This is a genomic window from Corynebacterium sp. HMSC27B11 (assembly GCF_001815985.1).
GTDB lineage: Bacteria > Actinomycetota > Actinomycetes > Mycobacteriales > Mycobacteriaceae > Corynebacterium.
In genome coordinates, this window is sequence record NZ_KV823538.1 from 70,104 (window position 1) to 96,878 (window position 26,775).

Consider the following 26,775-nt stretch of genomic DNA (forward strand, 5'->3'; position numbering starts at 1 on the left):
TTCTTCGTGGCTCACTACGCGGTCTTTTCTTTCTTCTGACGCAGGGTGCCATTGATCCCGTCGACGAGCAGCAGCTGCGCAATGACGTAGGTCGCCATGACCGCGCCGTCGGTAAGCGCGTCGATAATCTTGAGGGCCGTTGGCGCGGTGGGGCGCTGCGCGTGCTTCAACAGGGTGAGGCGGTTGAGGATCAGGGCGTCGGAGAGTAGGAAGAGCGTTCCGCCGAGGGCGTGGCCGTAGTCCTCCGGGGTTTCCTCTGGCGTGCTGCGAAGGAGAGACGGGTCCTGGGCCAGCACGTTGGTTGCCCCCAGGAGGGAGCCGTAGCCGCCAGCAGCGGGCAATGCCTTCGGCAGCTTCCAGCTGGCCAGCCCCAGCCCCGTTGCCAGCGCCGGTAGGTGGGCTGCAGCGACCATTGGGGAGGGCCGGGCGCCCCGCTTGGCGAGCAGCCAGATATAGGCCAGCTGGTTGGCGCTGAACCACGCCGCACCCCGGTTGAGGTTTGTGGCCCGCTCACCTGGCTCCGAGCTGCGAGACTGGGTATTCATCAGGGTGATATCCCCCAGCCAACCGCCCACAAGACCTGCGAGTAGAAGCGCCTGGTCCGCGTTGGGTGTGCGGATGGTGCGCCAGGAGCGCGGGCTATCTGCGGTGGCGCCAGGCACGAGCACAGTGCTCGCCAGCAGGGGCATGAGTGTTGGCTTCACGGCACGCGTGATGCGATCCGAGCGCGTGGCCGCGGCGGCGACGGAGACGGCACCGGCCGCCAGGTAGGCAATGCGCCCTGGGTGTGGGTGGCGGGCGGCGGCGCGCAGGGCGTGGGCGCCTTCGGCCGCTCGCTCCAGCACGTGGCTCAGGATTCGGTTCTGTGTCAGGGTGCTGCGCATCGGGGTCTCCTTGTGGGTTCGCGGCGCGGCCATCGCTTCACCGCGGCGGCGGGCAGGCCTAGTTCAGGCCGAGATCAGCCAGGCCGAGCAGCGGGCGGTATTCCAGGCCTTCTGCCTCGATGACGTCGCGGGCGCCGGTGTCGCGGTCCACGACCGTGGCCACGCCGACGACGTTCGCCCCGGCATCGCGGGCGGCAGCCACGGCGGTGAGTGGGGAGTTGCCGGTGGTCGTGGTGTCCTCGACGATGAGCACGTTCTTGCCTGCGATGTCCGGGCCTTCGATGCGGCGCTGCATGCCATGCTTCTTAGCTTCCTTGCGGACGACGAAGGAATCGACCCCCTCGCCGGCGTGCATGATCGCGGTGGCGACCGGATCGGCGCCGAGGGTCAGCCCGCCGACGTTGGTGTACTCCCAGTCGCTGGTCAGCTGGCGCAGGAGCTGGCCGATGAGTTTCGAGGCCTCCGCGTGAAGGGTGGCGCGGCGCAGGTCGACGTAGTAGTCAGCCTCCTTGCCGGAGGAGAGGGTGACTTTACCGTGGACGACGGCGAGCTCCTTGACGAGCTCTGCGAGTCGCGCAGCGGCGGCGCGGTCGACGGAGGGGGTTTCCTGTGCCATGGGATGCGTTCCTTCCGAAGGAGGGGATGAAAGCTTTGCTGTTCTTTAAGTTACCGCAGGAAAAACAAAACCCACCCAGTGGGCCTCGCGTTCAGCGAGGGCTCATTGGGTGGGTTGCCGCGTGGAAGGGTCAGACCACGCTAGCTTTTCGTGGTCACACTTCCGATTGAAGCGGAATCACAGTCTTCTTTTAGTCCCGGGAGGGGCTTGTTTTAGTCCCGCAGGGGCTTGGCCTCATCTGGATCGTGCCCCGGAGCGAGGCCTTCTCGAACGAGTTCATCTTCGATTGTGTCCTCCGGGTTACCGACATCGCCTGTCTTTTGTTTCTTTCCTAGCCACTTATCGAAGAGGCCATTTTGGTACATCACCGTTCCCAGAATCATGATAATACCCAGGAACTGCAGCAGGGATGGAACCTCACCGAACAGCGGCCAAGCGATGACCACCGAGGAGACCGGGGAGAGCAGCAGGATACCGGCGGACAGCGTCGGATCCAGCCAGACGGAACCCCACTGGACAAAGGTCCACGCGATTGCCTGGCCAAGGGTGGCCAGCATGATCAGCCAGATCCAGTTCATGGTGGTCAGTTCGTCACCCAGAGCGGACTCAGGGTTCACGGCAGGCAGGTGACCATCGACCAGGACACCGTGAGTGAAGTCAAAGCCACCGCGCGGGGAGCCAGTGTATGCCCACAGAGCCGGGGCAACCAGCTGGGAGATAGCCGTGTACATCATGGGCTGGACGTACAGATCCTTACGCGGGGCGGTGGTACCAGCCTTGCGGGAGAAGTACAGGTAGAAGGAGTAGCAGATACCAGAGGTCAGGCCGAGCAGGGTGCCCAGGGTTGCGGTATTGATGCCAGCGATCTGCTCCGGGCCGGTGGACTCGCCACTGCCCTCGAAGACACCACCGGTGAGCATGACACCGACGATCATGATCGGCACGAGCACCAGGAAGACCGGCGGGATCTTGTACTTATCGAAGATCGCCGTCAGCATCGGAACGACGATCACCTGCAGGTTCAGCAGGATGGCCGCGATGCCGGCGCCAACGTAGAAGATCGAGTAGTTCCAACAGGTGAAGTCAACACCCAAGAACAGGCCTGCAACGAGGGACATGATAATGCCCGCCTTGGGCAGGGAGCCCTTACGCTTGATCTCCCAGAAGCCGAATGGCAGCAGAACGAGCAAGCCAATCAACACACGCAGGAATGCCTGCGTTGCGGGATCCATGTTGGAGGCCTTCACCCAGATAGGAGTGAAAGCGAGGAATGCGGTACCCAGTCCGAGAATGAGCACGGCCTTGCCGTGGGACACAGGCTTGACTGGAAGCATGCGTCCGGACGCCGTAGCGCCTTGACCCTTAACAGTGTTCATGGTGTCCATTTTTACATTTCCCGTTAAGGCAATTGCAATGATTTATGCCCAATATCACAAATAACCCAATATGCCCGTATTGTTTCCGCAATTGATCAATCACCTATTTTAGTGGGCATAACGGGAGTTATGTTCTAAAGGGAAGTGAATTCCTTATGCCGAGATATCTCTTTCAACAATTCAGGCTCGAATAATTCGATCATTGTCCTCGCCGTCAGGAAGTTCCGGACACCACCTCGACCTAAAGAATTTAACGCCCCTCCGAACGCCAATCTTCGTCATCACCCGGCTCGACGATTTCCGCTTCTACCAGCTCAATCTCCGCCTCTACTGGCTCAATCGGGGAAGGGAGCGCATGGCGCGCATCCGGGGCGCGGTGACGCCCGCTACGGCGGCGCTGCCCCCGTCGCTCTGCAGCAGTGGCGGACAGCTCGTCGCTAAAGATTGTGGGCGCCCTCTCAATATCCGCACGAATAACTTGGGGGCGCTGGCCGACTGATGCAGATATATGGTCGGGATCCTCCCCAATAAGGGGGATATTCTCTGAATCCATTTCGAGCACCGAGTCACTGAAATCATCAGCCGGGTCCGCCTCACGACCCCGGTCGAAACGGCTCGGGAATTCCACCGGATTAGCCGGCCGCTCAATATGCGGACGATCCGAGAAGGTTGATTCGTCACTTTCTTGGCCGGCATAAACCTCCGCGGCGTCCGATACCGAGCTCGGCGGCACGGCAGCCTCCCCTGATTCCCCCGCCTCCACGGGCGCGGCGGGGGTCTGCCCCACGGGACGCAGGTAGCCCGGCCGTGACTTCCTCTCCCCCGCCGGGCTCGCGTTTTCCTCGCCACGCCCCCGACCGATCTTCTCCTGCAACGCCCCCTCGCCCTGCTGGCAATCAGCAGATTCCGCACCGGCGGGGCTGAGGGAGACCGCAGTACCCGGCAGCGCCCGCGTCTGGTCCGCGTTCTCCAGCTCCAGGACCACACTCATCGTGCGCGGCGGAAGAACCATCGCCGCATGCGCCAGGGAAAGCAGCTCCGGCAGAATCCGCAGCCAGATGCTGAAGTCCAGCTTCCGGCTAATGCTCAAGATGACCCAGTCGCCGCCCCAGATAACGTCGGAGGCGACCTGGCTCAGCGCTGCGAGGCTATCCTCCACCCGGACATCCAGCATGCGGTCGAGCGCCCGCACATCGGAGGTGTAGGCAGCATAAGGCGGCTGATCCAGCAGCTCGGAACGGCGCAGCCCCTCCGTCACCCCCTGCTCGCGGGAGTAGTGCACCGTCACCGGGGACGCGGCCGCCCGGCGCATCGCCATGAGCGTGCCCTCCCCCAGGTCTGCCACGTGGTACTCGTGCCCCTCCCAAAAGCCACTGACCACATCCTTGGCCAGGGCCCGAATGGGAGAAACGCTCACCGCGTGCAGTGCGGCAATCGGCCACTCCTGCGGCAAATCGAGATCCTCACGGGTGAACTCCGCCCCGTTGGCGGCAGCCCACTGGCGGCGCCGGCGGCGGATCGAGACAAACAGCCCACCCTGGGCAGTCTCGGCGGCCACCATATCCGGCCCCTCCTCCGGGGCCTGTGCGTCCTCCGGGGGCAGCTCCGGCGCGTCCTCTGGCTGGGCTTGCTCCCCAACCGGGCTTGCGACAGCACCCTCGCCCGCACGGTCGGCCCGCTCGTCGGCCGACCCGCCGCCATCGGCAGCGCCAGGAACCGCCCCAGCGGTCGACGCCGCGCCGTTCGCGTCACCGTCGTCGTCGGTGGAGTCGGGGTCCGGGAGGGAAGAAGCGGGAGGAACCGACTGCCTAGCTGCCGCAGCACCGCCAGACTCCCCCTGGGAGCTCGCGTGCTTCAGCAACCACACCGCCACAACGAGCAAAATCAGCCCGATGAGCAGGGCAACAATCGATCCACTCATGTCGTTCAGCCTAGTCCGCCTCCCCGTACAGCAACAGAAAGCGGGGAGCGAGCCTGGCAGCCAGCCTCACTCCCCGCCCGATAGGCGCGTCAGCGCCTCTTACTCGTTGGCAGCAGCGTAGTCGGCGCTGTCCATCAGCTCGCCCGGCTCGGAGACGCGGACGTCATAGAGCCAGCCCTCGCCGTACGGATCCTCGTTGATGATCCCGGCGTTATCCTCGAGCTCTTCGTTCACGGCGACGATCTCGCCGGAGACCGGTGCGTAGATGTCGGACACGGACTTGGTGGACTCGACCTCGCCGAATGGCTCACCGGCCTCAACCTCGTCGCCGACCTCCGGGAGCTCGACGAACACGATCTCGCCGAGAGCCTCTGCAGCAATGTGGGTGATGCCGACGCGAACGACCTCACCCTCCGTGATGTCGGTGGTGTTAACCCACTCGTGCTCTTCGGAGTACAGGAAGTCAGTAGGCAAAGCAGTCATGGTCGCTCCTCACGATCATCTTCAAAAACAGTGGGCGTGACATGGGCCTAGGGTGTAATCCCCACCACATCGAACACGGCAAACTGTACTACACAGCCAGCCCGCTGCGACGAATATCACGGGGATACCTTGGCCCGGGGCCGGCTGGGCCACCCCCATTTCATGTTTTGCAGAGTTTGATGCCGCTTTTCTCGGGTTTTCCGACGTCAAACTCTGCAAAACGTGAAATAAACCTGAAATAGGGGTAGGGCGGGGCGGTGAGGCCCCGGCTGCCCTACTTTTCGCGCTGGTAGAAGGGCATCTCCACGACCTGGTACGGGTACTGCTTGCCGCGGATATCGACCTGCACGGTCTGCCCCACGGCCGCTGCCCCGCCTTCCTCGGTCGCGGCCTTATCCACGTAGGCCATCGCGACCGGGTAACCCAGGGTCGGCGAGAGCGCGCCCGAGGTGACCTCTCCGATCGGCTGGGCATCCTCGCCCGCGCCGGCCAGGACCGCGTAGCCACTGCGGGCTGCGCGGCGACCCTCACCCTGCAGGCCGATGAGCACCCGCGCCGCGCCCTTCTCCTTCGCCGTCACGATCGCATCGCGCCCCACGAAGGAATCCTTGGACTTCGTCGCAGCGAGAATGCCCAGGCCCGCGTCGACCGGGGTGAGCTCGTCGTTGAGCTCATTGCCGTAGAGCGGCATGCCCGCCTCCAGGCGCAGGGTGTCGCGGGCAGCCAGACCACAGGGCAGGCCGTCCAGCTCCGTGGCCTTGCCCAGCGCGACGTTCCACACCTGCTCGGCGGCATCGTTGTCCACGATGATCTCGAAGCCGTCCTCGCCGGTGTAGCCCGTGCGAGCGATCAGCGCCGGCTGACCGGCGACGATGCCCTTGAATGCGGCGTAGTAGCCCAGGCCGTCGACCGCGCCCTTGACGTCCTCGGTCGCGCCGGAAGCCTCCGGGGCGTCGGTGACGTTCTCGACGATCGCGTGCATGACCTCGGCAGCCTTCGGACCCTGGATCGCGACGAGGGACTTGTCCGCAGTCTGGTCCACGACGGTGACGTCGAACCCTTCGGCGCGCTGCGCCAGGGCCTCGGCGACGCGCGGGGCGTTGCCGGCATTCGGGACGACGAGGAAGTCGTCCTCCGCGAGACGGTAGGTGATCAGGTCATCCACGATGCCGCCGTCCTCGGTGCACAGCATGGAGTACTTCGCCTTGCCGACCTTGACGGCGGACAGGCGGGAGATCAGGGCGTAGTCGAGGAACTCCGCGGCCTGCGGGCCGGAGACCTCCACCTCACCCATGTGGGAGAGGTCGAAGACGCCGATGGTCTCGCGGACGGCGCGGTGCTCGTCGAGTTCCTTGCCGTACTTCAGGGGCATGTCCCAGCCACCGAAGTCGGTGAAGCGGGCACCGAGCTGCTCGTGCACGTGGTGCAGGGCGGTGTGCTTCGGGATGCTTGCAGAATCAGTCATTGCAAAACCTTCCTTCAAACGTGCTGGGTCTTAGTCCTCGATAGCGAAAGCTTCGAGCGGCGGGCAGGAGCACATGAGGTTGCGGTCGCCGTAGGCGTTGTCGATGCGACGCACCGGCGGGAAGTACTTCGTGTGGCGCAGGCCATCCACCGGGAAGGCAGCCTGCTGACGGGAGAACTTGCCGCCGGAGACGGCCTCCTCGAAGTCGTCGCGGGTCACGCTGAACGCGGTGAACGGCGCGTGGCGCAGCACGGATTCCTCGACGGTGACCTTGCCGTCGATGATCTCCTGGATCTCACCGCGGATGGTGATCATCGCTTCGATGAAGCGGTCCAGCTCCCCCTTGTCCTCAGACTCGGTCGGCTCGACCATCAGGGTGCCCGGCACCGGGAAGGCCAGGGTCGGGGCGTGGAAACCGAAGTCCATCAGGCGCTTGGAGACGTCCTCGGCGGTCACGCCGGAGGCCTTGGTCAGGGCATTGAGGTCCAGGATGCACTCGTGGGCGACCAGGTCGTTCTTGCCCGTGTAGAGCGTCGGGAAGTGGTCGGCGAGCTTGCGGGAGATGTAGTTCGCGTTGACCAGGGCCATGCGGGAGGCCTCGGTCAGCCCCTCGTCACCCATCATCGCGATGTAGGACCAGGTGATCGGCAGGACACCGGCGGAGCCGTAGCGTGCGCCGGACACCGGCAGGCCGGTGTTCGGATCCTCGGACTGTTCGACAGTCGCGTCGGTCGGCAGGAACGGGATGAGGTGCTCGGCCACACAGACCGGCCCCACGCCCGGGCCACCACCGCCGTGCGGGATGGTGAAGGTCTTGTGCAGGTTCAGGTGGGACACATCGCCGCCGAACTGCCCCGGCTGGCCCAGGCCGACCAGCGCGTTGAGGTTCGCGCCGTCGATGTACACCTGGCCGCCCGCGGCGTGGACCTTGTCGCAGACCTCGCGGACGTGCTCCTCGAACACGCCGTGGGTGGACGGGTAGGTGATCATGATGCCGGCGACCTCTGGGCCGTACTTCTCGAGCTTGGCGTCCAGATCATCCAGCAGGATCGAGCCGTCTTCGGCGGACTTCACGGCCACGACCTTCAGGCCGGCCAGTGCCGCGGAGGCGGCGTTGGTGCCGTGCGCGGAGGTCGGGATCAGCACCTTGTCACGCTGGTCATCGCCGCGGGACAGGTGGTAGCGGTGGATCGCCAGCAGACCGGCGAACTCGCCCTGGGAGCCGGCATTCGGCTGAACGGAGACTTTCGCGTAGCCGGTGATCTTGGCCAGGCGCTCCTCCAGGTCATCGATGAGCTCCAGCCAGCCCGCTGCCTGATCGGCCGGGACGTGCGGGTGAATACCCGCGAACTCTGGCCAGGTGATCGGCTCCATGGAGACGGCGGCGTTGAGTTTCATAGTGCAGGAGCCCAGCGGGATCATCGTGCGGTCCAGCGCCAGGTCGCGGTCCGCCAGCTTGCGCATGTAGCGCATCATCTGGGTCTCGGAGGTGATGGCGGTGAAGATCGGGTGGGTCAGGATCTCGTCTTCGCGCAGCACACCGAGGTCGGCGAGCGGGCCGGCGGAAAGCTCGAAGCCGGCGGTATCCGCGGTCGCGCCCTTCTTCTCCGCGACGACGGCCAGCAGCTCGGCGACGTCCTCGTCAGTGGTGGACTCGCCGACGGAAATTCCGACGTGGTCCTCGTCGACCTTCCGCAGGTTGAAGCCCGCGTCCAACGCACGCTGCAGGACGGCGTCCGCGCCACCGACGCTGGACACATCCACGGTCACGGTATCGAAGAAGGAGTCGTGAGCCAGGGTCAGGCCGGCCTCGGACAGACCCACACCCAGAGCGACGGCGCGGCCGTGCACCTGGGTTGCGATCTGGCGCAGGCCAGCCGGGCCGTGCCAGACGGCGTAGAAGCCCGCCACGACGGCCAGCAGGGCCTGGGCGGTACAGATGTTCGAGGTCGCCTTGTCGCGACGAATGTGCTGCTCGCGGGTCTGCAGAGCCAGGCGGTACGCCGGGGTGCCCTCGGCGTCCTTGGACACGCCCACGAGGCGGCCCGGCATCTTGCGCTGCAGGGAATCGACGCAGGCCATGAAGCCGGCGTGCGGGCCGCCGAAGAACAGCGGCACACCGAAACGCTGGGCAGAGCCCACCGCGATGTCCGCACCCAGGGAGCCCGGGGAGGTCACCAGGACCTGGGCCAGCAGGTCGGCGGCGACGGTGACCAGCGCGCCGGCCTCCTTCGCAGCGGAGATCAGACCGCTCAGGTCGCGGATCCGGCCGGTGGACCCCGGGTTGGAGACCACAACACCGACCAGCGGGGTGTCTCCCGCGGCGGCGGCGAAATCAGCGGCGGTGGCGTCCTTAAAATCGACGACCTTGACCGGGATGTCCGCAGCCTCGGCGCGGGCCTCAGTCACGGTGATGGACTGCTGATGGAGGGAGGAGTCCAGCAGCACCACACCACCCTGCTTGGCGGCCTTGGCATTGCCGCGAGCCATGAGCTGCACGGCCTCGGCGACGGCGGTGGCTTCGTCCAGCAGGGATGCGCCCGCAATCGGCAGGCCGGTGAGGTCCTGCACCATGGTCTGGAAGTTCAGCAGCGCCTCCAGGCGACCCTGGGAAATCTCCGGCTGGTACGGGGTGTAGGCGGTGTACCAGCCCGGGTTCTCGACCACGTTGCGGCGGATCACCGCGGGGGTGATCGTGTCGTAGTAACCGTTACCGATGAGCTGCTTCATCGGCTTATTCTTCGACGCCATCGCCTTGAGCGCGGCGAGAGTATCAGTTTCGGTCAGCGCGTCAGGCAGGCCGATCGGCCCCTCCTGAACGATGGAGGAAGGAAGGGCGGCCTCCGCGAGCGCAGCGGAGGAATCATAGCCCAGGAAGTCGAGAATCTCCTGGGTATCGCTGCCGTTGGGCCCGATGTGGCGGTGGACAAAAGCTGCGTGATCAGTAGCCATCAAGCTCAAACTTTCCGGTTTGTGGTGTGCTTATTCCGCCTAAATCCTATCGGAGGCTAAAGACAATAGTGGCCGGGGTCACGTTTTCAGGGGTAAGGTTCCTTTTGTGCCTAAAAAGACTTCTGTGAATTCCCTCAGCTCGTGGCTCCTGCCCCCAGCCCTGCCCCAGGTCCCGGACGGCCGCCTCGCCGTCGTGACCGGGGCGAGCAGCGGGATCGGCAAGGCGGTCGCAGCCCGCTTCGTGGCTTCCGGATTCCGGGTGGTCGGAACCACACGTAACCCGGCCACGCTCACCGACCCGGTACCGAATGTGGAGTACCTAGCCTTAGACCTCGCAGATCCGGCCTCTATTGAGACCTTCGCCGAGGACGTCCTGGCACTTGGCGCGCCGGGTGTGCTCGTTAACAATGCAGGTGAGAGCCAGAACGGCCCATTGGAGGAACTACCCCGGGAGGCGCTGGAGCGGCTGTTCCAGGTCAATGTCATCGGGCACGTGGAGCTCACCCAGAAGTTCCTGCCGGCGATGCGCGAGCAGGGTTTCGGCCGCATCGTCATGATCGGCTCCATGCTGGGCAGTTTCCCGCTGAGCTACCGGGGTAGCTACGTGGCCTCGAAGGCAGCGATCCGCAGCTTCGCCGACTCTGCCCGCAGCGAGCTTTCGCCGTTCGGGGTCGGCATTTCCACCGTGGAGCCCGGCGCGATCGCCACGGGGCTCAGTTCGCGGCGCACCATCTACGTCGACGACGCCGGCCCGTACTCGCGGGACTTCCACCGGATGCTCGACACCCTCAACGACAACGAAGCCAAGGGCATCAGCGCTGAGGACGTCGCGGAGCTGGTGGGCACCGTGGTGGCAGAAGCGCGCCCGCGTGCGGTGTACGCCCGGGGCTCCCTGGCGCCGGTGCCGTATATCCTGCAGCGACTCGTGCCGCGGGAGACGATGTTGCGCATCATGCGCGCCAAACACGGCCTCTAAAAGCGGCAGACTAATCTCGGGCCGGCAGGTTAGTCCTCCTCGCCGGGTATCCTGCCGCCTTCGCCCCCAGCGGCCTTCTCCCCAAAAGCCCGCTCCCCAAAATCCCGCTCCCCAAAGGCCCTCTCCCCAAAGGCAGAGTGCAGCTCGGAGCGTGCCTCCGCGCGCACGTCTAAGCGGTGATTCATCCGCTCCAGATATTCGCTCTCACGCTGCTTAAAGGCCCAGTCGCGCCACGGCTGGGCAAAGAGTGCGAGCACCGTCGCGCCCACAACCCCCATGAACAGTAGCGCGCCCGCGAGAATGGTAACCGCCGGGCCGCCGTGCACCACGAACACGATCGCCAGCATCACGCTGCCGACCAGCCCGAGTGAGGCCAGCGCCATATAGGCCACGTTGATCGGGTGGAGCCGGTGGCCGAAGCTGCCGTTGTAGGTCATCACCAACGGGATGATCTGCAGCGCAAACAGCCCCAGGAAGTAATAGGTCGCCACCCGGCGCAGCACGTCGGTGTCCAGCAACTGCGGAAAGCCCGTCAACGCGGTAAGCATCCACAGCATCGCGACGAGATTCAATAGGCGCCGTGCCATGCGTCTAGACCCTAAACAGCTCGTCTTGCGCCGCGCACGGGCCGCTCAGCGCGACGGGAAACTCGATCTCTTCCGCCCCGTGGGACAGCGCCAACACCAGCACGATCGGGTCGTAGCCGAGGCGGCCGACCTCTTTGGGCGCGTAGGTGACCACCGGGGCTCCCGCCTGCACGGTCGAGCCCTCAACCCAGCGGGTAGCGAAGCCCTGCCCGTTGAGCTGATCAGTATCGATGCCCATCTGCACCAACACGCGGGCGCTACCGTCTTCCAGCTCCACGACGAACATGTGGGGCTGCATCCGCACGAGGGTTCCCGCGACCGGGGACTGCACTTCCACAATCTCCTTGTCGGGGTCCGGAATCACGGCAACGCCCGCACCTGCGGAGCCGGAGGCGAACACGGGGTGCGGCACCGCATTCAGCGGCGCGGTCGTTCCGGCGAGTGGCGCGCCCACCGGAGTGCGCTCGGCACCCGGAGCTCCTCCGCGGCCTGTAGCGACGGCATCCACGTCGGCAGCGCCGAAGCCTGCAGCGCCTACATCCCCCTCGCTGCCGAGGTCTTCAAAATCGTGCCCGTCTGTCATGCTTCCCCAGCTTAACCGCGCGCGATCTTGCGGGAGGAGGAGGCGGACCATTGTGACCAACCACCCACGAAGTGCCGCCCGACGGGGAGGCCCGCCTCCTCCATCGCGGCCAGGAACAAGGCGGAGTCCAGCCCGGATCCGGAGTGCACGGTCAGCTCGGTGTCCTCGTCGATGCCGTGGCTGGCGAAAATCTCACGCAGCTGGGCGCCACCCAGGACCTTGCCCTCCTCATCCAGCAGCGAGGCCACGGGGATGTTCACCGCGCTCGGAATGTGACCTGCCTGGTGGTCGAAGGGCTCGCGAACGCCGCGGAAGCGCTCCGGGTCACGGCAGTCGACCAGCATTCGGTCGCGGCACCAGACGTCGATCTCGTCGATATATAGCTCCGGCATGGAGCGGGGTCGGATCTTGAAGTCCCCGCGTCCGCGGAGAGCACCGATTCCGCCAGCGACGTCGCCGCCCGCCTTCTCCCATTGGGAGGTGCCACCGTTCAGGATCTTCACGTTCTCGACGCCAGCCCAGCGCAGGATCCACCAGGCGCGAGCAGCATAAATATTGCGCCCGGCGTCATAGATGACGACGGGGCGGCCCTCCGTGATGCCCCAGTTGTAGAAACTGCGTTGCAGGGCGGCCAGGCCCGGCATGGGGTTGCGGCCCCGTGCGCGGGAGGGGGTGCCGGCCAGGTGTTGGAGGGGGTTGCAGAACATCGCCCCTGGCAGGTGCTGGCCCACGTAGGCTTCCCACGCGCTGTTCTCGGTTTTGGCCCAGTGGGAGTCGATGATGGTCATGCGCTCGCCGAGGCGATAGGCCTCATAAAGATGCTCACCGCTGATGAATGGGCCCGGAATTTTGGAGAAGGTGTCGTGCACGCGCCGGGAAGTTGCTTGGCTCATGGTCACCATCCTAGAGATTGTGCGCGCCGGAGGTTTCCATTGCTCAGCCTCGCCCACACAGGACCCCGTGGAAGCATCTTCTATCGGGGTCTACGCCCCGCTCAGGCGCGCTTTCTTATATGCTTTTTAGGTTAGCTTTCTACCCCTCAAAGACTGGAGCAGTGGATGTCTGAAAACCCGTGGGAGAAGAAGCCGTCTGGTTCCGGCGACGGCCAGCCGGAGAACCCATGGAATCAGCCCTCGGATAATCCGTGGGCGCAGAGCCAACCAGGCACCAACCAGCCGAGCGGCAACCAACCGAGTGCTGGTCAGCCCACGCCGGCGTCCCCCAACGCGCCGCGGGACTCGGGCAAGGAGAGCACCGACCCGGACCTGCGTTCGTCGCACCCGGAGGAGGACTGGGCTGGGCTGGTAAACTCGCCGCAGCCACCGAACTACCAGCGGGGCGCGACCTCGGCAGGGGCGGCGGGCTACGGTCAGGGCTTCCAGCAGGGGCCGCATCAGCAGGGCCCCTATCAGCAAGGTTTCCAGCAGGGGCCGCCGAATGGTCAGGGCTATCAGCAAGCCCCTTACCAGCAAGGTCCTTATCAGCAGGGTGGATACCAGCAGAATTACGCCCAGGGGCCACAACAGCAGGCCCCTTATCAGCAAGCCCCGGAAAAGAAATCGGGCAAGGGCTGGCTGATCGCGCTCATCCTCCTCCTCATCCTCGCGCTGATCGGCGGTGGCCTGTGGTGGTTCCTCGCGGGCTCCAAGGAGGGTGGCTCCAACGATGAGCCCGTCACCGTCTACGAGACGGAGTACGAGGACGAACCCTCCTCGGAGAAGACGACCACAAAGGAGGACGACGAGGACGAAGACGAGGACACCGAGACCTCCGAGCCGGAAGATTCCAACGGCCCGAAGGCGGTCTCGTCGCCGTCCGACTACCCCTCCGGGCTGCGTTCCAACGGCTGGGAGGTCAGCAGTAACGCCCGCTGCAACTCCACCGACGAGTGGGTATACGCGGCGACCAACGGCTCCACCTACGTCTCGATCTGCGAAAACCCGGATAACGGCCGCTACTACTACCGTGGCTACAGCGACGGCATGGGCTACGAGGAGGACGTCGACATGGCCTCCGCGGACGTGGCCCGCGGCAAGTTCCGCGTCCCCGCCGCACCGAACACCATCGTGATCGACGGCAAGACCCTGCGCGTGATCGGGGCTGACGGCGGCGAGCTGGATTCCCAGCGCCTGCCGAAGGCCGTCTATAACCCGAACTACTAAGCCGCTGCGCCCTGCATTAACGCAGCGAGCAGAGGAAAGGCCCGGCGGTACTCAGTAGATGCTGAGTGCCGCCGGGCCTTGGGCTTTGCCGGGGCGAGGATCCCCGCCCACCCCAGGCGAGAGCGCTTACTCGCCGCGGTGGATCCAGAGGCTGTCCACGCCATCGACCTCGTGCGGGTCCACGTCCACGCGGACGGTATCGCCATCCCGGATCGCGCCGGAGAGCAGCTCCTTGGCCAGGGCATCGCCGATGGCCTTCTGGATCAGCCTGCGCAGCGGGCGGGCACCATAGGCCGGGTCGTAGCCGCGCTTGGCGAGCCAGGCCTTCGCCTCCGGGGAGACATCCAGGGTGAGGCGGCGGGAGGCCAGGCGATCCGCCAGCCCGCCGATCTGGATATCCACGATGTGCTCCAGCTGCTCCTCAGACAGCGGGTCGAAGATCAGCACGTCGTCCAGGCGGTTGATGAACTCTGGCTTGAAGTGGGCCTTCACCGCGTCCATGATCTGCTCGTGGTTACCGCCAGCACCCAGGTTGGACGTCAGGATCAGCATCGTATTGCGGAAGTCCACCGTCCGTCCCTGGCCATCAGTCAGGCGGCCCTCGTCGAGAACCTGCAGCAGGATGTCGAAGACGTCCGGGTGGGCCTTCTCCACCTCGTCGAAAAGCACGACCGTGTACGGGCGACGGCGCACCGCCTCGGTCAGCTGACCGCCCTGGTCGTAGCCGACGTATCCCGGAGGGGCACCGACCAGGCGGGCGACGGAGTGCTTCTCGCCGAACTCGGACATGTCGATTCGGACCATCGCGTGCTCGTCGTCGAAGAGGAACTCCGCCAGCGCCTTGGCCAGCTCCGTCTTACCCACGCCCGTGGGGCCGAGGAAGAGGAAGGAGCCGGTCGGACGGTTCGGGTCGGCCACGCCGGCACGCGCGCGGCGCACGGCGTCGGAGACCGCGTTGACTGCATCCTTCTGGCCGACGACGCGACCTGCCAGGACGCTCTCCATCTCCAGCAGCTTCTCGGTTTCTCCCTGCAGCATCTTGCCGGCCGGGATGCCGGTCCACGCGGAGACGACCTCGGCGATGGTGTCCGGGGTGACTTCCTCGGTGAGCATCATCTCCTGATTGCCGGCCTGCGCCTTGGCCTGGGCCTGCTCGGCCTCCTCCAGGCGGCGCTCGACATCCGGGATGCGGCCGTAGCGCAGCTCAGCGACCTTGGCGTAGTCCCCGTCGCGCTCCGCGATCTCGGAGTCTCGGCGCAGGGCGTCGAGCTCCTCCTTGATTCCGCGCAGCGAGTCGATGCTGGACTTCTCGTTCTCCCAGCGGGCGGTCAGGCCGGCGAGCTTTTCCTTCTCATCGGCCAGCTCCGAGCGCAGGCGCTCGAGGCGGTCCTTGGAGGCGGCGTCAGTCTCCTTTGCCAGGGCCATCTCCTCGATCTCGAGGCGACGGACGATGCGCTCGGCGTTGTCGATCTCCTCCGGGCGGGAGTCGATCTCCATGCGCAGGCGCGAGGCGGCCTCGTCGACCAGGTCGATGGCCTTATCCGGCAGGAAGCGGCTGGTGATGTAGCGATCCGAGAGGCTGGCGGCGGCGACCAGGGCGGAGTCCTGGATGCGCACGCCGTGGTGCACCTCGTAGCGCTCCTTGAGCCCGCGGAGGATACCGATGGTGTCCTCCGGGGTCGGCTCGCCGACGTAGACCTGCTGGAAGCGGCGCTCCAGGGCCGGGTCCTTCTCGATGTGCTGGCGGTACTCGTCCAGGGTGGTCGCACCGACGAGGCGCAGCTCACCGCGGGCGAGCAGCGGCTTGATCATGTTGCCGGCATCCATCGCGGAGTCGCCACCGGCACCGGCGCCGACGATGGTGTGCAGCTCGTCGATGAAGGTGACGATCTCGCCGTCGGCTTCCTTGATCTCGTCGAGGACGGCCTTGAGGCGCTCCTCGAACTCGCCGCGGTACTTCGCACCGGCGAGCATCGCGCCCAGGTCCAGGGAGACCAGCTTCTTACCCTTCAGGGACTCGGGGACGTCACCCGCGACGATGCGGCGGGCCAGCCCCTCGACGATCGCGGTCTTACCCACGCCCGGTTCACCGATGAGCACGGGGTTGTTTTTCGTGCGCCTCGATAGCACTTGGACCACGCGGCGAATCTCTTGGTCGCGGCCGATGACCGGGTCGATCTTCCCGGCGCGGGCGGCGGCGGTGAGGTCGGTGGAGTACTTCTCCAGGGCCTGGAACTGGCCTTCCGGCTCTTCGGTGGTGACCTTGCGGTTGCCACGCACGCTTTCGAAAGCACCACGCAGGGCGTCAAAAGTGCCACCCAGGTTGTGCAGGATCGTGGCGGCGTCCGAGCTGCCCTTGGCGATGCCGGCGAGCAGCACCTCGGTGGAGACGTAGGTGTCGCCGAGTTCCCCGGCGAGTTCCTGGGCGGCCGTCATGGCGTTTAGGGCGTCGCGGTTGAACTGCGGATTGGCCATGCCGGAGCCCTGTGCGGTGGGGTAGCCCTCCACGAGGGACTTCGCCTGGGTCCGCACGGCGTCGGCGTTGACGCCAGCTGCGGTGAGGATCGGCTGGGTAATGGAGTCCTGCTGCTCGAGCAGGGCCACCAGCAGGTGGCCGGGACGGATGTCCGGGTTCCCGCGGTTCGAGGCGTCCTGCAGGGCGGTCTGCATTGCTTCGCGGGTCATGGTGGTTGGAGTAAAGGAGCTCATGATGTCGTGACCTTTCTGTGGTGAGGTTTGTTGCTACCTATCCTAATTGAGTTCACTAGACTCAACCACGCCAGCCTTGAGTCTATTCCACTCAACCTAAAATATTTTTTGATCCCCGGCCCACTCTTACCCTTCCCTGCCCCGGCCACGCCGCGCAGCCCCCGATGATGGCCTTGGGCTAAAGAATTATGGGACAATGAGCCCGCATCACAGCTGGCCGCTGCCTCCGCGGCAGCTGCCCAGGAAGGGAGCCCAACACAATGTCACATCACGCAGCACCCAGCGACCGCGGCTCCATTGACCTGCTCTCCCCCATCCTCAACCACCTCGGGCCCCTGAGCGCACGCGTCCGGGACATCCTCGATACCCAGGGCCCCGCGCTCGCTCCCACCGCCCAGCCAGTGCGCACCGGGGGTTTCCCAGACGCTTCCCCGAGCACGTGGTCGGATCTGAAACCAGACCAGTCCCTCCTGGCACGGAGCATCCGGGCACTACTCACCAGCCTCGGGCTAGCTCAGGACCCGGGGGATTACACCGGCGAATACCCCCACCAGGAAGCCGATTTCCTTCTTGCCCTCGGCCACGACCTGCGCAAGCACGGGCTGGAGGCCGAGCACTACGGTGCGCTCGCCCGGGCGCTCGGCCAGGCGGGGGTCGACGTCCTGACCCTGGATGAGCAAGCACAGGCCACGCTGGAGGATGCCGCAGACCTGACCTGCCACCTGCTCGCCCTCGGCGCCCAGCGCAGCACCGCGACCGCGACGCGCACCGCCGAGGTCCTCGACGTAGCGGAAGCCTACCCCGGCGACGACGCCGCCGGACGGCCCGCGATCGGCGTCATTCGCGTGCAGGAAAACTCACCGCAACCCTGGTGGACCGGGCAGTACCTGGACATCCGCACCCCCTACGGCGACACCCAGTGGCAATACCTGCACCCCGCCACGCCCGCGAACCCGGACGGGCTGATCGAGTTCCACGTGCGCGGGGACACCGAGGCCCGGCGCGCAATCCTCGCGCAGGCCCAGGTCGGTGATCAATGGGCGCTCGGGGCGAGCTACGGCTTCCTCAGTGTGGATGCGGAGGACGAGCGCCCGGTGTGCATGATTGCGCAGGACACAGGCCTGGCTCCACTGCGGGCCCTGCTGTTGGAGCTCGCGCAGCGGCCCGAACCACCGGAGACCGCGCTGTATGTCGGAGCGGGTAGCGTCGCCGAATTCTACGAGCTTCCCAGCCTGCTGGGCTTTGCGCGCGCCTGGGACTGGCTGCGGGTGGTGCCCGTGGCGGCGGAGGCGGCTGGGATCGAGGAGCTGACGGGGGCGTCGGCAGAGCTCGACGGACTGCTGCGGGTCGGCCATGCCGTGAACGCCGCCATCCGGGACGGCGCGTGGCAGAGCGCCCGGGTGCTCGTCGCCGGGAGTCACGCGCAGGCCACCGCGAGCGTGGATGCGCTGCTGGCAGCGGGCGCGGATTCCGAGCAGCTCAGCGTGGATAAGGCTTAGCTAGTCCTCTGGCTCGATGTGGATCGTCTCGGTGATCTCGCGGTCGAGGTTGTGGCCGCCGAGGATCGGCAGCCCCTTGCGGACGTGATCCACGGAATTCGGATCGATATCCACCGTCACCACCTGGGCGGCATAACCGGTCTCCGCGAGCTTGGCTCCCTGCGGGCTCACCACCACGGAGTGCCCAATACCGGTGGGACCCTCCGGCTTGCCATAATCCTCGGGGCTTCCGGGGCGAGCCATTCCCGCGGCCACGAGGTAGGAGCTGGAGTCCAGGGCGCGGGCGGAGGTCAGCGCGCGCCACTGATCGAGCTTGCCCGGCCCATCGGCCCAGCTGGTGGGCACGACGATGACCTTCGCACCGGACTGCGCCAGGGCGATGAAGTGGCCAGGGAAGCGGATGTCGTAGCAGGTGGCCAGACCGATCTTCACGCCGTTGAGCTCAAAAGTCACGCGACGGTTGCCAGGGCGCACGGTGGCGGATTCCTGGTGGCCGAAGGCGTCGAAGCAGTGGATCTTGTCGTAGCCCGCGAAGATTCCTGGCCCCGCGACCAGCAGGGTGTTGGTCACGCGGCGGAACTCCTGGATGCCACCGCTATCGTCCGGACGCTCGGTGGATAGCTCCCCATTGGGCAGCCGGAAAACCGTATCCGCCGGGGTGAACATACCAACGACGGCGACGATCCCATGCTCCTCAGCAGTGGCCTTGATGGCCCGGCCGAAGGGACCGTCGAGGGGTTGGGCGACCGTGTCGAGGCGCCCGGAATCGAAGGGGAACATCGCAGCCTCGGGGAAAACCACGAGGTCAGCACCGTTCTGCGCGGAGCCAGCGATGTACTTCCGGATGAGGGCGAGGTTCGCCTCAACATCCGGCTGGGCGCTCATCTGGATCACGGAGATTCGCATGCCACCAGGGTAACGAGAAACCAGCCCCCGCGCTGCCGCTCGGAGGGAATAGGTCTGGGGTACTTCCGCGGCCACTGTGGATATCCCCGACGTGACTATCCACAGAAATCTCTCTTGGGGCCGCAACCCCTATGACTTCCCCGCCGGCGGTGTTTTCCTAAACGCACCGGCCACAGGCGGCAAAGCAGACCCGCCACCAGGCCACCGAACACGAAGGGGGAACAATGCCAGAGACCACCACGCTCGCACCGGGGATCGAGCAGATCCTCGGCCGCATCGGAGACACAGTATCCAGCACGGCAAACCAGACTGCCGAAGATGTTGTGCAGGCGGGGGCCGAACGCGCCCGGTTGGGGCTCACCAACCATGCAGAACTCACGGACCAGGTGGAGGGCAGCCTGCGCGGGCTCACCTCCCCCGACCCCGGTGGCCAGTCCGGCGAGCCACGCGAAGCAGGAAACAACAAGACAGAGCTGAACTACGGCGACGTCCTCAACCTCGACCCCATCGCCCTGGAGCACGTCCTCATGGCTAGCGAGAAACTCCACGCGCAGACTTCCGAGCAGGCCGGAAGGCTCAGCCCAGGGCTGATTCCCGGTCCCGGGCCACGCATGGGCACGGCAGTGGAACTCGCCAACGCCGCCGTCCCCGCCGCCCTGCGTTCCCAGCTGGATCAGTGGCAGCGGATGTGCGCCGATATCTCGTCTTTTAAGGACGCCAACACCGCGGCCGATTCGGTGGCTGCACGGTGCCTAGCTCCCACCGGTGGAGATGAGCTGCCATGAGCGGGGTGACGGTTCCCGCGGTGGAGCACGCCGCCACCGGCGAGATTCTTGAGCAGGCACGTACCTGGTCGGATGCCGGCAATCACATCTCCGAACTCGCCGCGGAGTGCCGGGGTCTGGGGATGACCGAACCGGATGTGTGGCAGGGCGCGGCGGCGGACGCGGCACACCACCGGCTGAGCACCGCGCTCACACAGGCGGACTCCACGGGCTGGGCAGCCGGCCTGTGCGGCACCTCGACCAGCGGCTACGCCCGGACACTGCAGATCGCTCAGGGCATCCTCAAAGCGCTGCGCTGGGTTGAGCCCATGATCCGCATCGACAGTGCTGGTGTGGCACGCACGGAGGTGCCCGCACTTCAGCCCCTGACCGGCGTGCTCACCAGTATCGCGCAGTCCGCGCTCACACTGGTGCGGGCGGTCGACGCTGCGACCGGATCCGCCGTCGATGCACTCGCCTCCCATGTCCACCCGGTACCCGTGGTCGGCTGGGGTGGGGCCGAACCAGGTGGGGCGGCCGTGATGCCCGCCCAGAGCATCAACCTGCCCTACGGCACCGCAACCGTGGTCGGCGATGTGGCCAGCGCAGATCGAGTCATCACCCTCGTCGGCGGGGTGGGGTCCCGCGGGGACGCCGCCAAAGCGAAGCAGGTGCGCTTCGCCCAGCAACTCGCCGGGGAAAAGGTCGCGGTGGTGTCCTGGAACGGCTACCACGCCCCCAGCAATCTGATCAGCGGTGCCAGTGGGGAGCTCGCCACGACGGGTGGCGCCCGGCTGCGGGCCTTCCAGGACAGCCTGCGCCGGATTAACCCCGACGCCACGCTGCACGTCAGTGGCTATAGCTACGGCTCCGTCGTCGTCGGTCAGGGCGCGGCCGACGGCCACCTCGACGCCGACCGCATCACCTTCCTCGGCAGCCCCGGCGTCCCCGTCAACCACGCCAGCGAGCTGCGGCTCAACCCCGGCGCTCGGGTCGAGGCCTACACCGAACCCGGCGACCTCATCGAAAACATCAGCTCCGCCGCCACCGTCGGGAAGCTGGCGTCCGACCCCGCCGCCGTCCTCCCGAAGAACCAGGGCATCCACGGAGCCGATCCCACCTCCCCACTTTTCGGGGCCGATGACCTCCTGAACCCGGGCGGCAACGACGAGCGTGCTGGCATTTCTCAGCTTCTGGAGTACGGGATCGACCGAGTCGACGACGCGCGGCTCGCCCTTAGTGGAGAGACGAGTTCCCACAGCGCTTATTACAACGATCCGGCGGTGGTGGCAGCCCTCCGCGAATAGGCTTCTCACCAGGTAATACCCCCTTTTCGGTTTTATTCGCATCGGTGCTTTCTTCGCTGTAGCCTACGAAAGATGAAGACTAACGCTCAGCCGTCCACCCCGGAGGTCTTGGTCGCCGACGACCCGCGCACCGTCCGGCTTGGCACCCTTGTCAGTTTGATCATTGGCAGCGCTGTGGGCGCCGGCATCTTCGCTATGCCGCAGAACATCGCGCTGGTGGCCTCCCCAGGCGCGGCGATGATCGGCTGGATCATCACCGGCCTCGGCATGCTCTGTGTGGCCTATGTCTTCCAGGCTCTCGCGCAGCGCAAGCCGCACCTCGACTCGGGCGTGTACAGCTACGTGCGCGCCGGGCTGGGCGATTTTATTGGTTTCGCCTCGGCCTGGGGTTATTGGCTGGGCACAATCATCGCGCAGGTGGGGTACGCCACGCTGTTCTTCAGTTCGCTGGGCTTCTTCTTCCCGATCTTCAGTGGCGATCACCCCCTGGTTCAGTCTCTCGCGGTCTCCGCGCTGACCTGGATGATCTTCCTGGTGCTCTCGCGTGGCGTGCGCCAGGCAGCGATCATGAACGTGGTCGCCACGGTCGCGAAGATCCTGCCGATCATCGCCTTCCTCGTGCTGGTGGCCTTCGTGGGCTTCAAGCCGGAGGTCCTCACTGCGGATTTCTGGGGCCAGGCCGCCACCTTCGGTGAGGACGGCAACCAGGTCAGCAGCCTGGCCGACCAGGTCAAGGGCATGATGCTCTTCACCGTCTGGGCGTTCATCGGTGTGGAGGGTGCGTCCACCTATTCCAAGCGGGCGCGCCACCGCAAGGACGTCTCCCTGGCCACCCTGCTGGGCTTCCTCGTTGTCTTCCTGCTGTTGGTGCTCGTCAGCTTCCTATCCTTCGGTGTGGCCAGCCGCGAGGAGCTCGCCGCGATGGGTGATAACTCGATGGCAGAGGTCCTGGAGCTCGTCGTCGGACCGTGGGGCGCGGGCCTGATCTCCATCGGCCTATGCATCAGCGTGCTGGGCGCCTACGTCTCCTGGCAGATGCTGTGCGCCGAGCCGATCATGCTGATGGCCCAGGACGGCCTGCTGCCGAAGTTCGTTGGTAAGACGAACCCGAAGGGCGCCCCGGTCACCGCCCAGCTATTCTCCGCGGTGATCATCCAGGTGTTCATCGTGATCTTCTACCTCAACGAGTCCACCTACTCCACGATGGTGCAGCTGGCGACCTCACTCTACCTGCTACCTTACGTCTTCAGCTCGCTGTACCTGCTGTTCCTGGCCACCCGCGGCGCAGGCATCGCCCACCCAGATGCCGGCCGCCTGTTCAACCTCTCCGGCCCGGAGATCCCGAAGTCCACCAACCGGGTTCACCTGCTGCTCGGCGGGGTGGCCTTCATCTACTCGCTGTGGCTGCTCTACGCCGCCGACCTGCGCTTCGTGCTGCTGGGCACGCTGCTGGTGATGCCGGGCATGATCATCTACATCTTCACCCGGATCTCCGCGAACGAGCGGATCTTCAATGCCTTCGAATGGCTCATCGCTGCCATTGTGACTGTTTCCTCCATCGCGGGGCTCTGGCTCATCCTCACCGGAGAGATCACGCTCTAAACCGCCAATAATGCGCTTCAGGCCCGCTGCCCCAAGCTAGGGAGCGGGCCTGAATAGTCTCACAGGCAGGCTGGCTGGCCACACCGCTAGCGCTTGCGCCGCTGTTCCCACAGCACCACCGCGGTGGAGCGTGGCACGTGCACAATCTCGCCGCGGCTGCGCCCTCGCGATTCGCCACCACGGGCATTGGCGAGCTGCTGGCGCAGCACCGCGTTTTCCTGCTGTACGGCCTGCAGCCGTTCCTCCAGCTCGATGATGCGCTGGATGCCCGCGAGGTTCACGCCCTCCTCGTGGGAGAGCCGCTGGATCTCCAGCAGCTGGGCGATATCCTCCCGGGAGTAGCGCCGCCCGCCGCCGCGGGTCCGCTGTGGGGTGACCAACCCCATGCGGTCGTAGGTGCGCAGGGTTTGGGCGTGCATGCCGGTGATCTCGGCGGCCACGGAGATCACGAAGACCTCCTGCTCCTCCCCCTTGCTTCTGGACCCGGCAGCGCCGGACTCCGGCCCGGCCTGCTCTTTAGGCTCCTGCTTCTTGCTTGCCTCGGACATTGGCTTTCACCTCCACTTCTTCGCTCTTAGTCCCGACCGGCCCAATTGGCGCGAGGGTCGAAGCCGGAACGCTTCTCCTCCTCGGCGTAGCTGCGCAGGGCGCTCATCGCGCCTTCGTCGAGCTTGCTCGGGATCTCGACCTTCACGGTGACCAGCAGGTCGCCGCTGTTGCCGTTGCGCTTGTGGACGCCGCGTCCCCGCACCCGGAGGGTCGTGCCGTCCGCGGTACCCTGTGGGATGCGCACGCGCACCTTCGAGTCCAGGGTCGGGACGGTGACCGCCCCACCGAGGACGAGTTCGGTGTAGCTGACCGGGACGGTGAGCTGCAGGTCGTCGCCGCTGCGGGTGAAGACCTTGTCCGGCTTAACGTGGACGGTGACGAAGAGGTCGCCGGAGGGCTTGCCGCGTTCGCCTGCGGCACCCTGCCCTGCCAGGCGGACCTTCTGCCCGTCGACCACGCCGGCCGGGACGCGGACGGTGATGGTGCGGGGACGGTGCTGCTGGCCGGTGCCGGAGCAGTCCGGGCACGGATCCTCGATGCGGGTGCCGGTGCCGGAGCAGTCCGGGCACGGCCGGGAGAAGCCGAAGGCGCCCCGGTCCTCGGAGACCAGTCCGTTGCCGCTACAGGTCCCGCAGGTGCGCGGGCTGGTGCCGGGCTTCGCGCCGGAGCCGTGGCAGTTGGTGCAGGGGGCCGCGCTGGTGAGCCGGATGGGCACGGTCACGCCCTTGGTGGCTTCCCGGAATTCGAGGGTGATCTCGGTTTCTACGTCCGCGCCCCGGCTGCGCTTGCGTTGGCGCCGTCCGCCACCGCCGCTGAAGCCGCTAAAGCCGCTGCCTCCGCTACTTGCACCGCCGAAGACGTCGCCGAAGATGTCCGAGATATTGAATTCCTCGCCCATCCCGGTGCCACCGCTAAAGCCGCCGAATCGGCCGCCAGCACCGCCGCCGAAGCCGCTAAAGCCACCTGGGGCACCACTAAAGCCGCCACCCATGCCGCCGGAGGCGACCATGGACTTCAGCTCGTCGTATTCCTTGCGCTTCTCCTTATCACCCACGACGGAGTAGGCCTCGGAAGCAGCCTTAAAGCGGTTCTCGGCCGCGGTATCCCCGGGGTGCTTATCCGGGTGATTGTCCCGCGCGATCTTGCGGTAGGCCTTCTTAATCTCCTCAGCGCTGGCGCTGTCGCTCACACCGAGGTCTTTGTAATAATCCTTGTCTATCCATTCACGGTTCATTGTCTTCTGCCTTCGCTCTCATCTGCTGTTTTTCTAAATTTTTTGCGCTATTGCGCGCTGCCGTTCGGCGCTGCTCAGGGCACGCCCCGCAACTCAACCTTGAGTCTACCGCGCTGAACTTTGCGCTTCCATTCTGCCTTAACGCTTCTGCGGGCAAAGTATTCCTTCTTCTGGGGTTTTCCGCCCGAACGGTTAGGCTGGAGGCTATGACCTCTCGGAAGCCCAATTGGTTTGAACGGCTCTTCGGCCAACCCACCGCCGCCAGCGGTGCGGAAAGCGCCCCGGTCCAGCAGCCCGACGCTGCTGCTTTTCCGGACGCCGCGAGCCCGAACGGCGAGGCGGACGGCTCCCCCGCGGCACCGCAGGACGTCACCCCGCAGGCCCCCACCGAGGTCCCGGTCTCCCAGATGCGCGATGCGGATTTTTATGCCGCGATGCGCGTGCGCCTGGCGCCGGTAAAGAAGGAGCTGGGTGTGGCGCCGAAGGGCTCCTTCCAGTTCGATAAGGACTCCCCCGTCCGCCCCTACGCCGATGACCTCATCGTGCGCCTCTGCCTGGACCGCCCCAGCGGGATTCGAGCGCTCACGGAGCGCGACCTCGACGACCGCGGCCTGGTGGAGCACCTCTACCGGATGGGATACCGCAACTTGTGGCAGGACCTCATCGAGTCCGACCTGCGTTTCCGGGAGGTGCGCTCGGATTCGGGCGTTCTGCCCCACGATGGCGAGCAGGACCCGGAGATGGTGTGGTCCATCGAGTCCAGCTCCTATTACGCCGGCTCTTCCCCGCTGTTCTTGGAGGAGCTTTTCGCCCGTCATCGCCCCGATGTGGACTTGAGCTCGGGCATCATTTTCGCCAGCCCGCACCGCCACCTGACCCTGGCGCGCGAGGTCACCAATGGCAACGACCTCATGGGTTCGATTGGGCTGATGGCAACGATGGCGGCGGAGCAATACAGCTCGCAGCCAGGCCAGATCAGCCCACGGCTGCACCTGCTGCACATGGGTGAGGTCACCACGTTCACGGACGTCGTGTGGGGCGATAAGGATCGCCAGGTGGAGATCCAGGTCAAGCCCACCCCGTACCTGATGGGACGCATCAGCGATGGCCTGGACGGCGATGGTGGCTTCGGCGGCTTCGAGAACCCGGGTGGACCGCGCTAGCACCAACCCCACCTTCAGCTCCGCTCGGTTTAGCGCTGCCACGTTCGCATAGCGCCTCGCCCCCGGCTTACGACCCAGGGACCGCACCGACCCGGAGTAGCAAGAAGCCCCAGCACCTGAACTAGCCCCCGAAAGTTGGACTGGTTTAATCCTAGGCCGTGAGGGGTTCAAGGGTCAGCTCCCAAGCCAACCAGCCTTACCCCCGCATTCGGGGCTAGCACTGCTCAGATATGTTCCACCCCATGAAGATCTAAGTGCCAGACATTCTACGAGACACCCCCTAACAGGGGCGTTTTTGCATCTAGAGCCACTGTTTACCCACCCCTTCGCTAAGGTGTATCTAAGTTTTCACTCCGAAATAAATTCGGTTTTCCCTCAAGGAGCAAGGTTGAAGAAAGCCCTCATCGCCACCACGGCAGCTCTCGCCGTGGGACTCTCGAGTGTTGCTGGCATCCCGGAAGCTGTAGCCCAGGATAAGCCTGCAATTTCCGATCTCTATGACCCGATAAGCCCATACACTTATCACAATGTTGGCTTGACTTTCAGCAAAGCCTATATCCCTCTCAAGCTAAGTACGTTTAAGCATCTCGATCCAGAACTAGTAAGACACGTACGGTTTGAGAGCCTCACTCCCGAAGTTGAAGGCCTAAAGTGGAAGCCGATTCAGCAAGATATTTTCGGCAACTACTACACGGAGCTTTCACTTGAGTCACGGTATGGCTACCCGAGGGATTTCAAGGCCGATTATCAGCTGAGGGTTACTTATGTCGATGGGAGCTTCGACCTGATTGATGGCAAAATGACGATCTATACAGGTAGACTCGCAAATCTGAAGGATCCGAACGAGAGCCCCACTGAACCATCCCCCACTGAACCATCTACGTTCGGAGACATCATCGCTGGCATCATTGGAGCCTTAGTCACTTTCGGGGTACTTGGAGGGGTCGCCGCTTTCCTCCTGGGGCTCATTCCAGGTGTCAAGCCTCCATTCCAGAGGTAATTCAGGAAAATTTGCCCCGACACCCAAAGGCTGCTTG

The 26,775-nt window shown here is 65.3% G+C and carries 22 protein-coding genes; 8 read left to right on the top strand and 14 right to left on the bottom strand.

The features are described from left to right. Positions 1-14: 14 nt before the first annotated feature. From HMPREF3097_RS01460 to gcvP, 7 genes are all read right to left on the bottom strand, one after another. Complete coding sequence (locus HMPREF3097_RS01460) at positions 15-884, bottom strand: lysoplasmalogenase (protein WP_070760554.1); 870 nt, start codon at positions 882-884, stop codon at positions 15-17. A gap of 58 nt (positions 885-942) precedes the next feature. Then, positions 943-1,500, bottom strand: coding sequence for an orotate phosphoribosyltransferase (gene pyrE, locus HMPREF3097_RS01465; protein ID WP_070760350.1), 558 nt, complete (start codon positions 1,498-1,500; stop codon positions 943-945). A gap of 212 nt (positions 1,501-1,712) precedes the next feature. Beyond that, positions 1,713-2,885, bottom strand: a complete 1,173-nt coding sequence (locus HMPREF3097_RS01470; RefSeq protein ID WP_070759420.1) for a DMT family transporter — start codon at positions 2,883-2,885, stop codon at positions 1,713-1,715. A gap of 241 nt (positions 2,886-3,126) precedes the next feature. After that, positions 3,127-4,797, bottom strand: coding sequence for a type III secretion system chaperone family protein (locus tag HMPREF3097_RS01475; RefSeq protein WP_070760351.1), 1,671 nt, complete (start codon positions 4,795-4,797; stop codon positions 3,127-3,129). A gap of 99 nt (positions 4,798-4,896) precedes the next feature. Further along, positions 4,897-5,280 (bottom strand): glycine cleavage system protein GcvH, encoded by a 384-nt coding sequence (gcvH, locus tag HMPREF3097_RS01480; protein WP_070759416.1) that lies wholly within the window; start codon positions 5,278-5,280, stop codon positions 4,897-4,899. 274 nt (positions 5,281-5,554) lie between these two features. After that, a complete protein-coding gene (gene gcvT, locus HMPREF3097_RS01485; RefSeq protein WP_070760352.1) occupies positions 5,555-6,745 on the bottom strand; it encodes a glycine cleavage system aminomethyltransferase GcvT in 1,191 nt (396 codons plus the stop codon). Between the two features lie 30 nt (positions 6,746-6,775). Further along, positions 6,776-9,697, bottom strand: a complete 2,922-nt coding sequence (gene gcvP / locus HMPREF3097_RS01490; protein ID WP_070760354.1) for an aminomethyl-transferring glycine dehydrogenase — start codon at positions 9,695-9,697, stop codon at positions 6,776-6,778. A gap of 124 nt (positions 9,698-9,821) precedes the next feature. Here gcvP and HMPREF3097_RS01495 point away from each other — a divergent pair, with 124 nt between their 5' ends. Continuing rightward, positions 9,822-10,673 (top strand): SDR family oxidoreductase, encoded by an 852-nt coding sequence (locus tag HMPREF3097_RS01495; RefSeq protein ID WP_246821170.1) that lies wholly within the window; start codon positions 9,822-9,824, stop codon positions 10,671-10,673. A 29-nt stretch (positions 10,674-10,702) separates the two neighbouring features. On the opposite strand, the gene HMPREF3097_RS01500 is transcribed toward HMPREF3097_RS01495, so the two are convergent. The 3 genes from HMPREF3097_RS01500 to HMPREF3097_RS01510 are packed head-to-tail and all read right to left on the bottom strand — an operon-like array spanning position 10,703 to position 12,736. Continuing rightward, positions 10,703-11,245, bottom strand: coding sequence for a hypothetical protein (locus HMPREF3097_RS01500; RefSeq protein WP_246821172.1), 543 nt, complete (start codon positions 11,243-11,245; stop codon positions 10,703-10,705). Positions 11,246-11,264: 19 nt separating this feature from the next. Then, complete coding sequence (locus HMPREF3097_RS01505) at positions 11,265-11,843, bottom strand: PTS sugar transporter subunit IIA (protein ID WP_246821174.1); 579 nt, start codon at positions 11,841-11,843, stop codon at positions 11,265-11,267. An 11-nt stretch (positions 11,844-11,854) separates the two neighbouring features. After that, positions 11,855-12,736, bottom strand: a complete 882-nt coding sequence (locus HMPREF3097_RS01510) for a sulfurtransferase (RefSeq protein WP_070760558.1) — start codon at positions 12,734-12,736, stop codon at positions 11,855-11,857. Between the two features lie 165 nt (positions 12,737-12,901). Here HMPREF3097_RS01510 and HMPREF3097_RS01515 point away from each other — a divergent pair, with 165 nt between their 5' ends. Beyond that, positions 12,902-14,005 carry a hypothetical protein gene (locus HMPREF3097_RS01515; RefSeq protein WP_070760360.1) on the top strand — a complete coding sequence of 368 codons (1,104 nt, stop codon included), beginning with the start codon at positions 12,902-12,904 and terminating at the stop codon, positions 14,003-14,005. A 126-nt stretch (positions 14,006-14,131) separates the two neighbouring features. Here HMPREF3097_RS01515 and clpB read toward each other — a convergent pair whose 3' ends face one another. Next, positions 14,132-16,714: an ATP-dependent chaperone ClpB gene (gene clpB / locus HMPREF3097_RS01520; RefSeq protein WP_070760362.1), complete on the bottom strand. Its 2,583-nt coding sequence runs from the start codon at positions 16,712-16,714 to the stop codon at positions 14,132-14,134. Between the two features lie 260 nt (positions 16,715-16,974). Here clpB and HMPREF3097_RS01525 point away from each other — a divergent pair, with 260 nt between their 5' ends. Then, positions 16,975-18,213 carry a ferredoxin reductase domain-containing protein gene (locus HMPREF3097_RS01525; protein WP_070760364.1) on the top strand — a complete coding sequence of 413 codons (1,239 nt, stop codon included), beginning with the start codon at positions 16,975-16,977 and terminating at the stop codon, positions 18,211-18,213. Here the strand turns inward: HMPREF3097_RS01525 and HMPREF3097_RS01530 are convergent, their stop codons facing one another. After that, on the bottom strand, positions 18,214-19,119 hold the full coding sequence (locus tag HMPREF3097_RS01530; RefSeq protein ID WP_070760366.1) for a carbon-nitrogen hydrolase family protein: 906 nt from the start codon (positions 19,117-19,119) through the stop codon (positions 18,214-18,216). A 224-nt stretch (positions 19,120-19,343) separates the two neighbouring features. Between HMPREF3097_RS01530 and HMPREF3097_RS01535 the strand changes: the two genes are divergently transcribed. From HMPREF3097_RS01535 to HMPREF3097_RS01545, 3 genes are all read left to right on the top strand, one after another. Then, on the top strand, positions 19,344-19,904 hold the full coding sequence (locus HMPREF3097_RS01535) for a hypothetical protein (protein ID WP_070760368.1): 561 nt from the start codon (positions 19,344-19,346) through the stop codon (positions 19,902-19,904). Next, on the top strand, positions 19,901-21,190 hold the full coding sequence (locus tag HMPREF3097_RS01540) for an alpha/beta hydrolase (RefSeq protein WP_070760369.1): 1,290 nt from the start codon (positions 19,901-19,903) through the stop codon (positions 21,188-21,190). Before HMPREF3097_RS01535 ends, HMPREF3097_RS01540 begins: the two co-directional genes overlap by 4 nt. A gap of 72 nt (positions 21,191-21,262) precedes the next feature. Further along, positions 21,263-22,792 carry a basic amino acid/polyamine antiporter gene (locus tag HMPREF3097_RS01545; protein ID WP_070760370.1) on the top strand — a complete coding sequence of 510 codons (1,530 nt, stop codon included), beginning with the start codon at positions 21,263-21,265 and terminating at the stop codon, positions 22,790-22,792. Between the two features lie 86 nt (positions 22,793-22,878). Here the strand turns inward: HMPREF3097_RS01545 and HMPREF3097_RS01550 are convergent, their stop codons facing one another. Together HMPREF3097_RS01550 and dnaJ are read right to left on the bottom strand one after the other, a co-directional pair. Further along, positions 22,879-23,340 (bottom strand): heat shock protein transcriptional repressor HspR, encoded by a 462-nt coding sequence (locus tag HMPREF3097_RS01550; protein ID WP_070760371.1) that lies wholly within the window; start codon positions 23,338-23,340, stop codon positions 22,879-22,881. A 26-nt stretch (positions 23,341-23,366) separates the two neighbouring features. Beyond that, positions 23,367-24,575 (bottom strand): molecular chaperone DnaJ, encoded by a 1,209-nt coding sequence (gene dnaJ / locus HMPREF3097_RS01555; protein WP_070760372.1) that lies wholly within the window; start codon positions 24,573-24,575, stop codon positions 23,367-23,369. Between the two features lie 206 nt (positions 24,576-24,781). On the opposite strand from dnaJ, the gene HMPREF3097_RS01560 reads away from it, so the two are divergent. Both HMPREF3097_RS01560 and HMPREF3097_RS01565 read left to right on the top strand, forming a co-directional pair. Continuing rightward, positions 24,782-25,738 (top strand): hypothetical protein, encoded by a 957-nt coding sequence (locus HMPREF3097_RS01560; protein WP_246821175.1) that lies wholly within the window; start codon positions 24,782-24,784, stop codon positions 25,736-25,738. Positions 25,739-26,126: 388 nt separating this feature from the next. Continuing rightward, positions 26,127-26,738: a PDGLE domain-containing protein gene (locus HMPREF3097_RS01565; RefSeq protein WP_070760376.1), complete on the top strand. Its 612-nt coding sequence runs from the start codon at positions 26,127-26,129 to the stop codon at positions 26,736-26,738. Positions 26,739-26,775 lie beyond the last annotated feature (37 nt).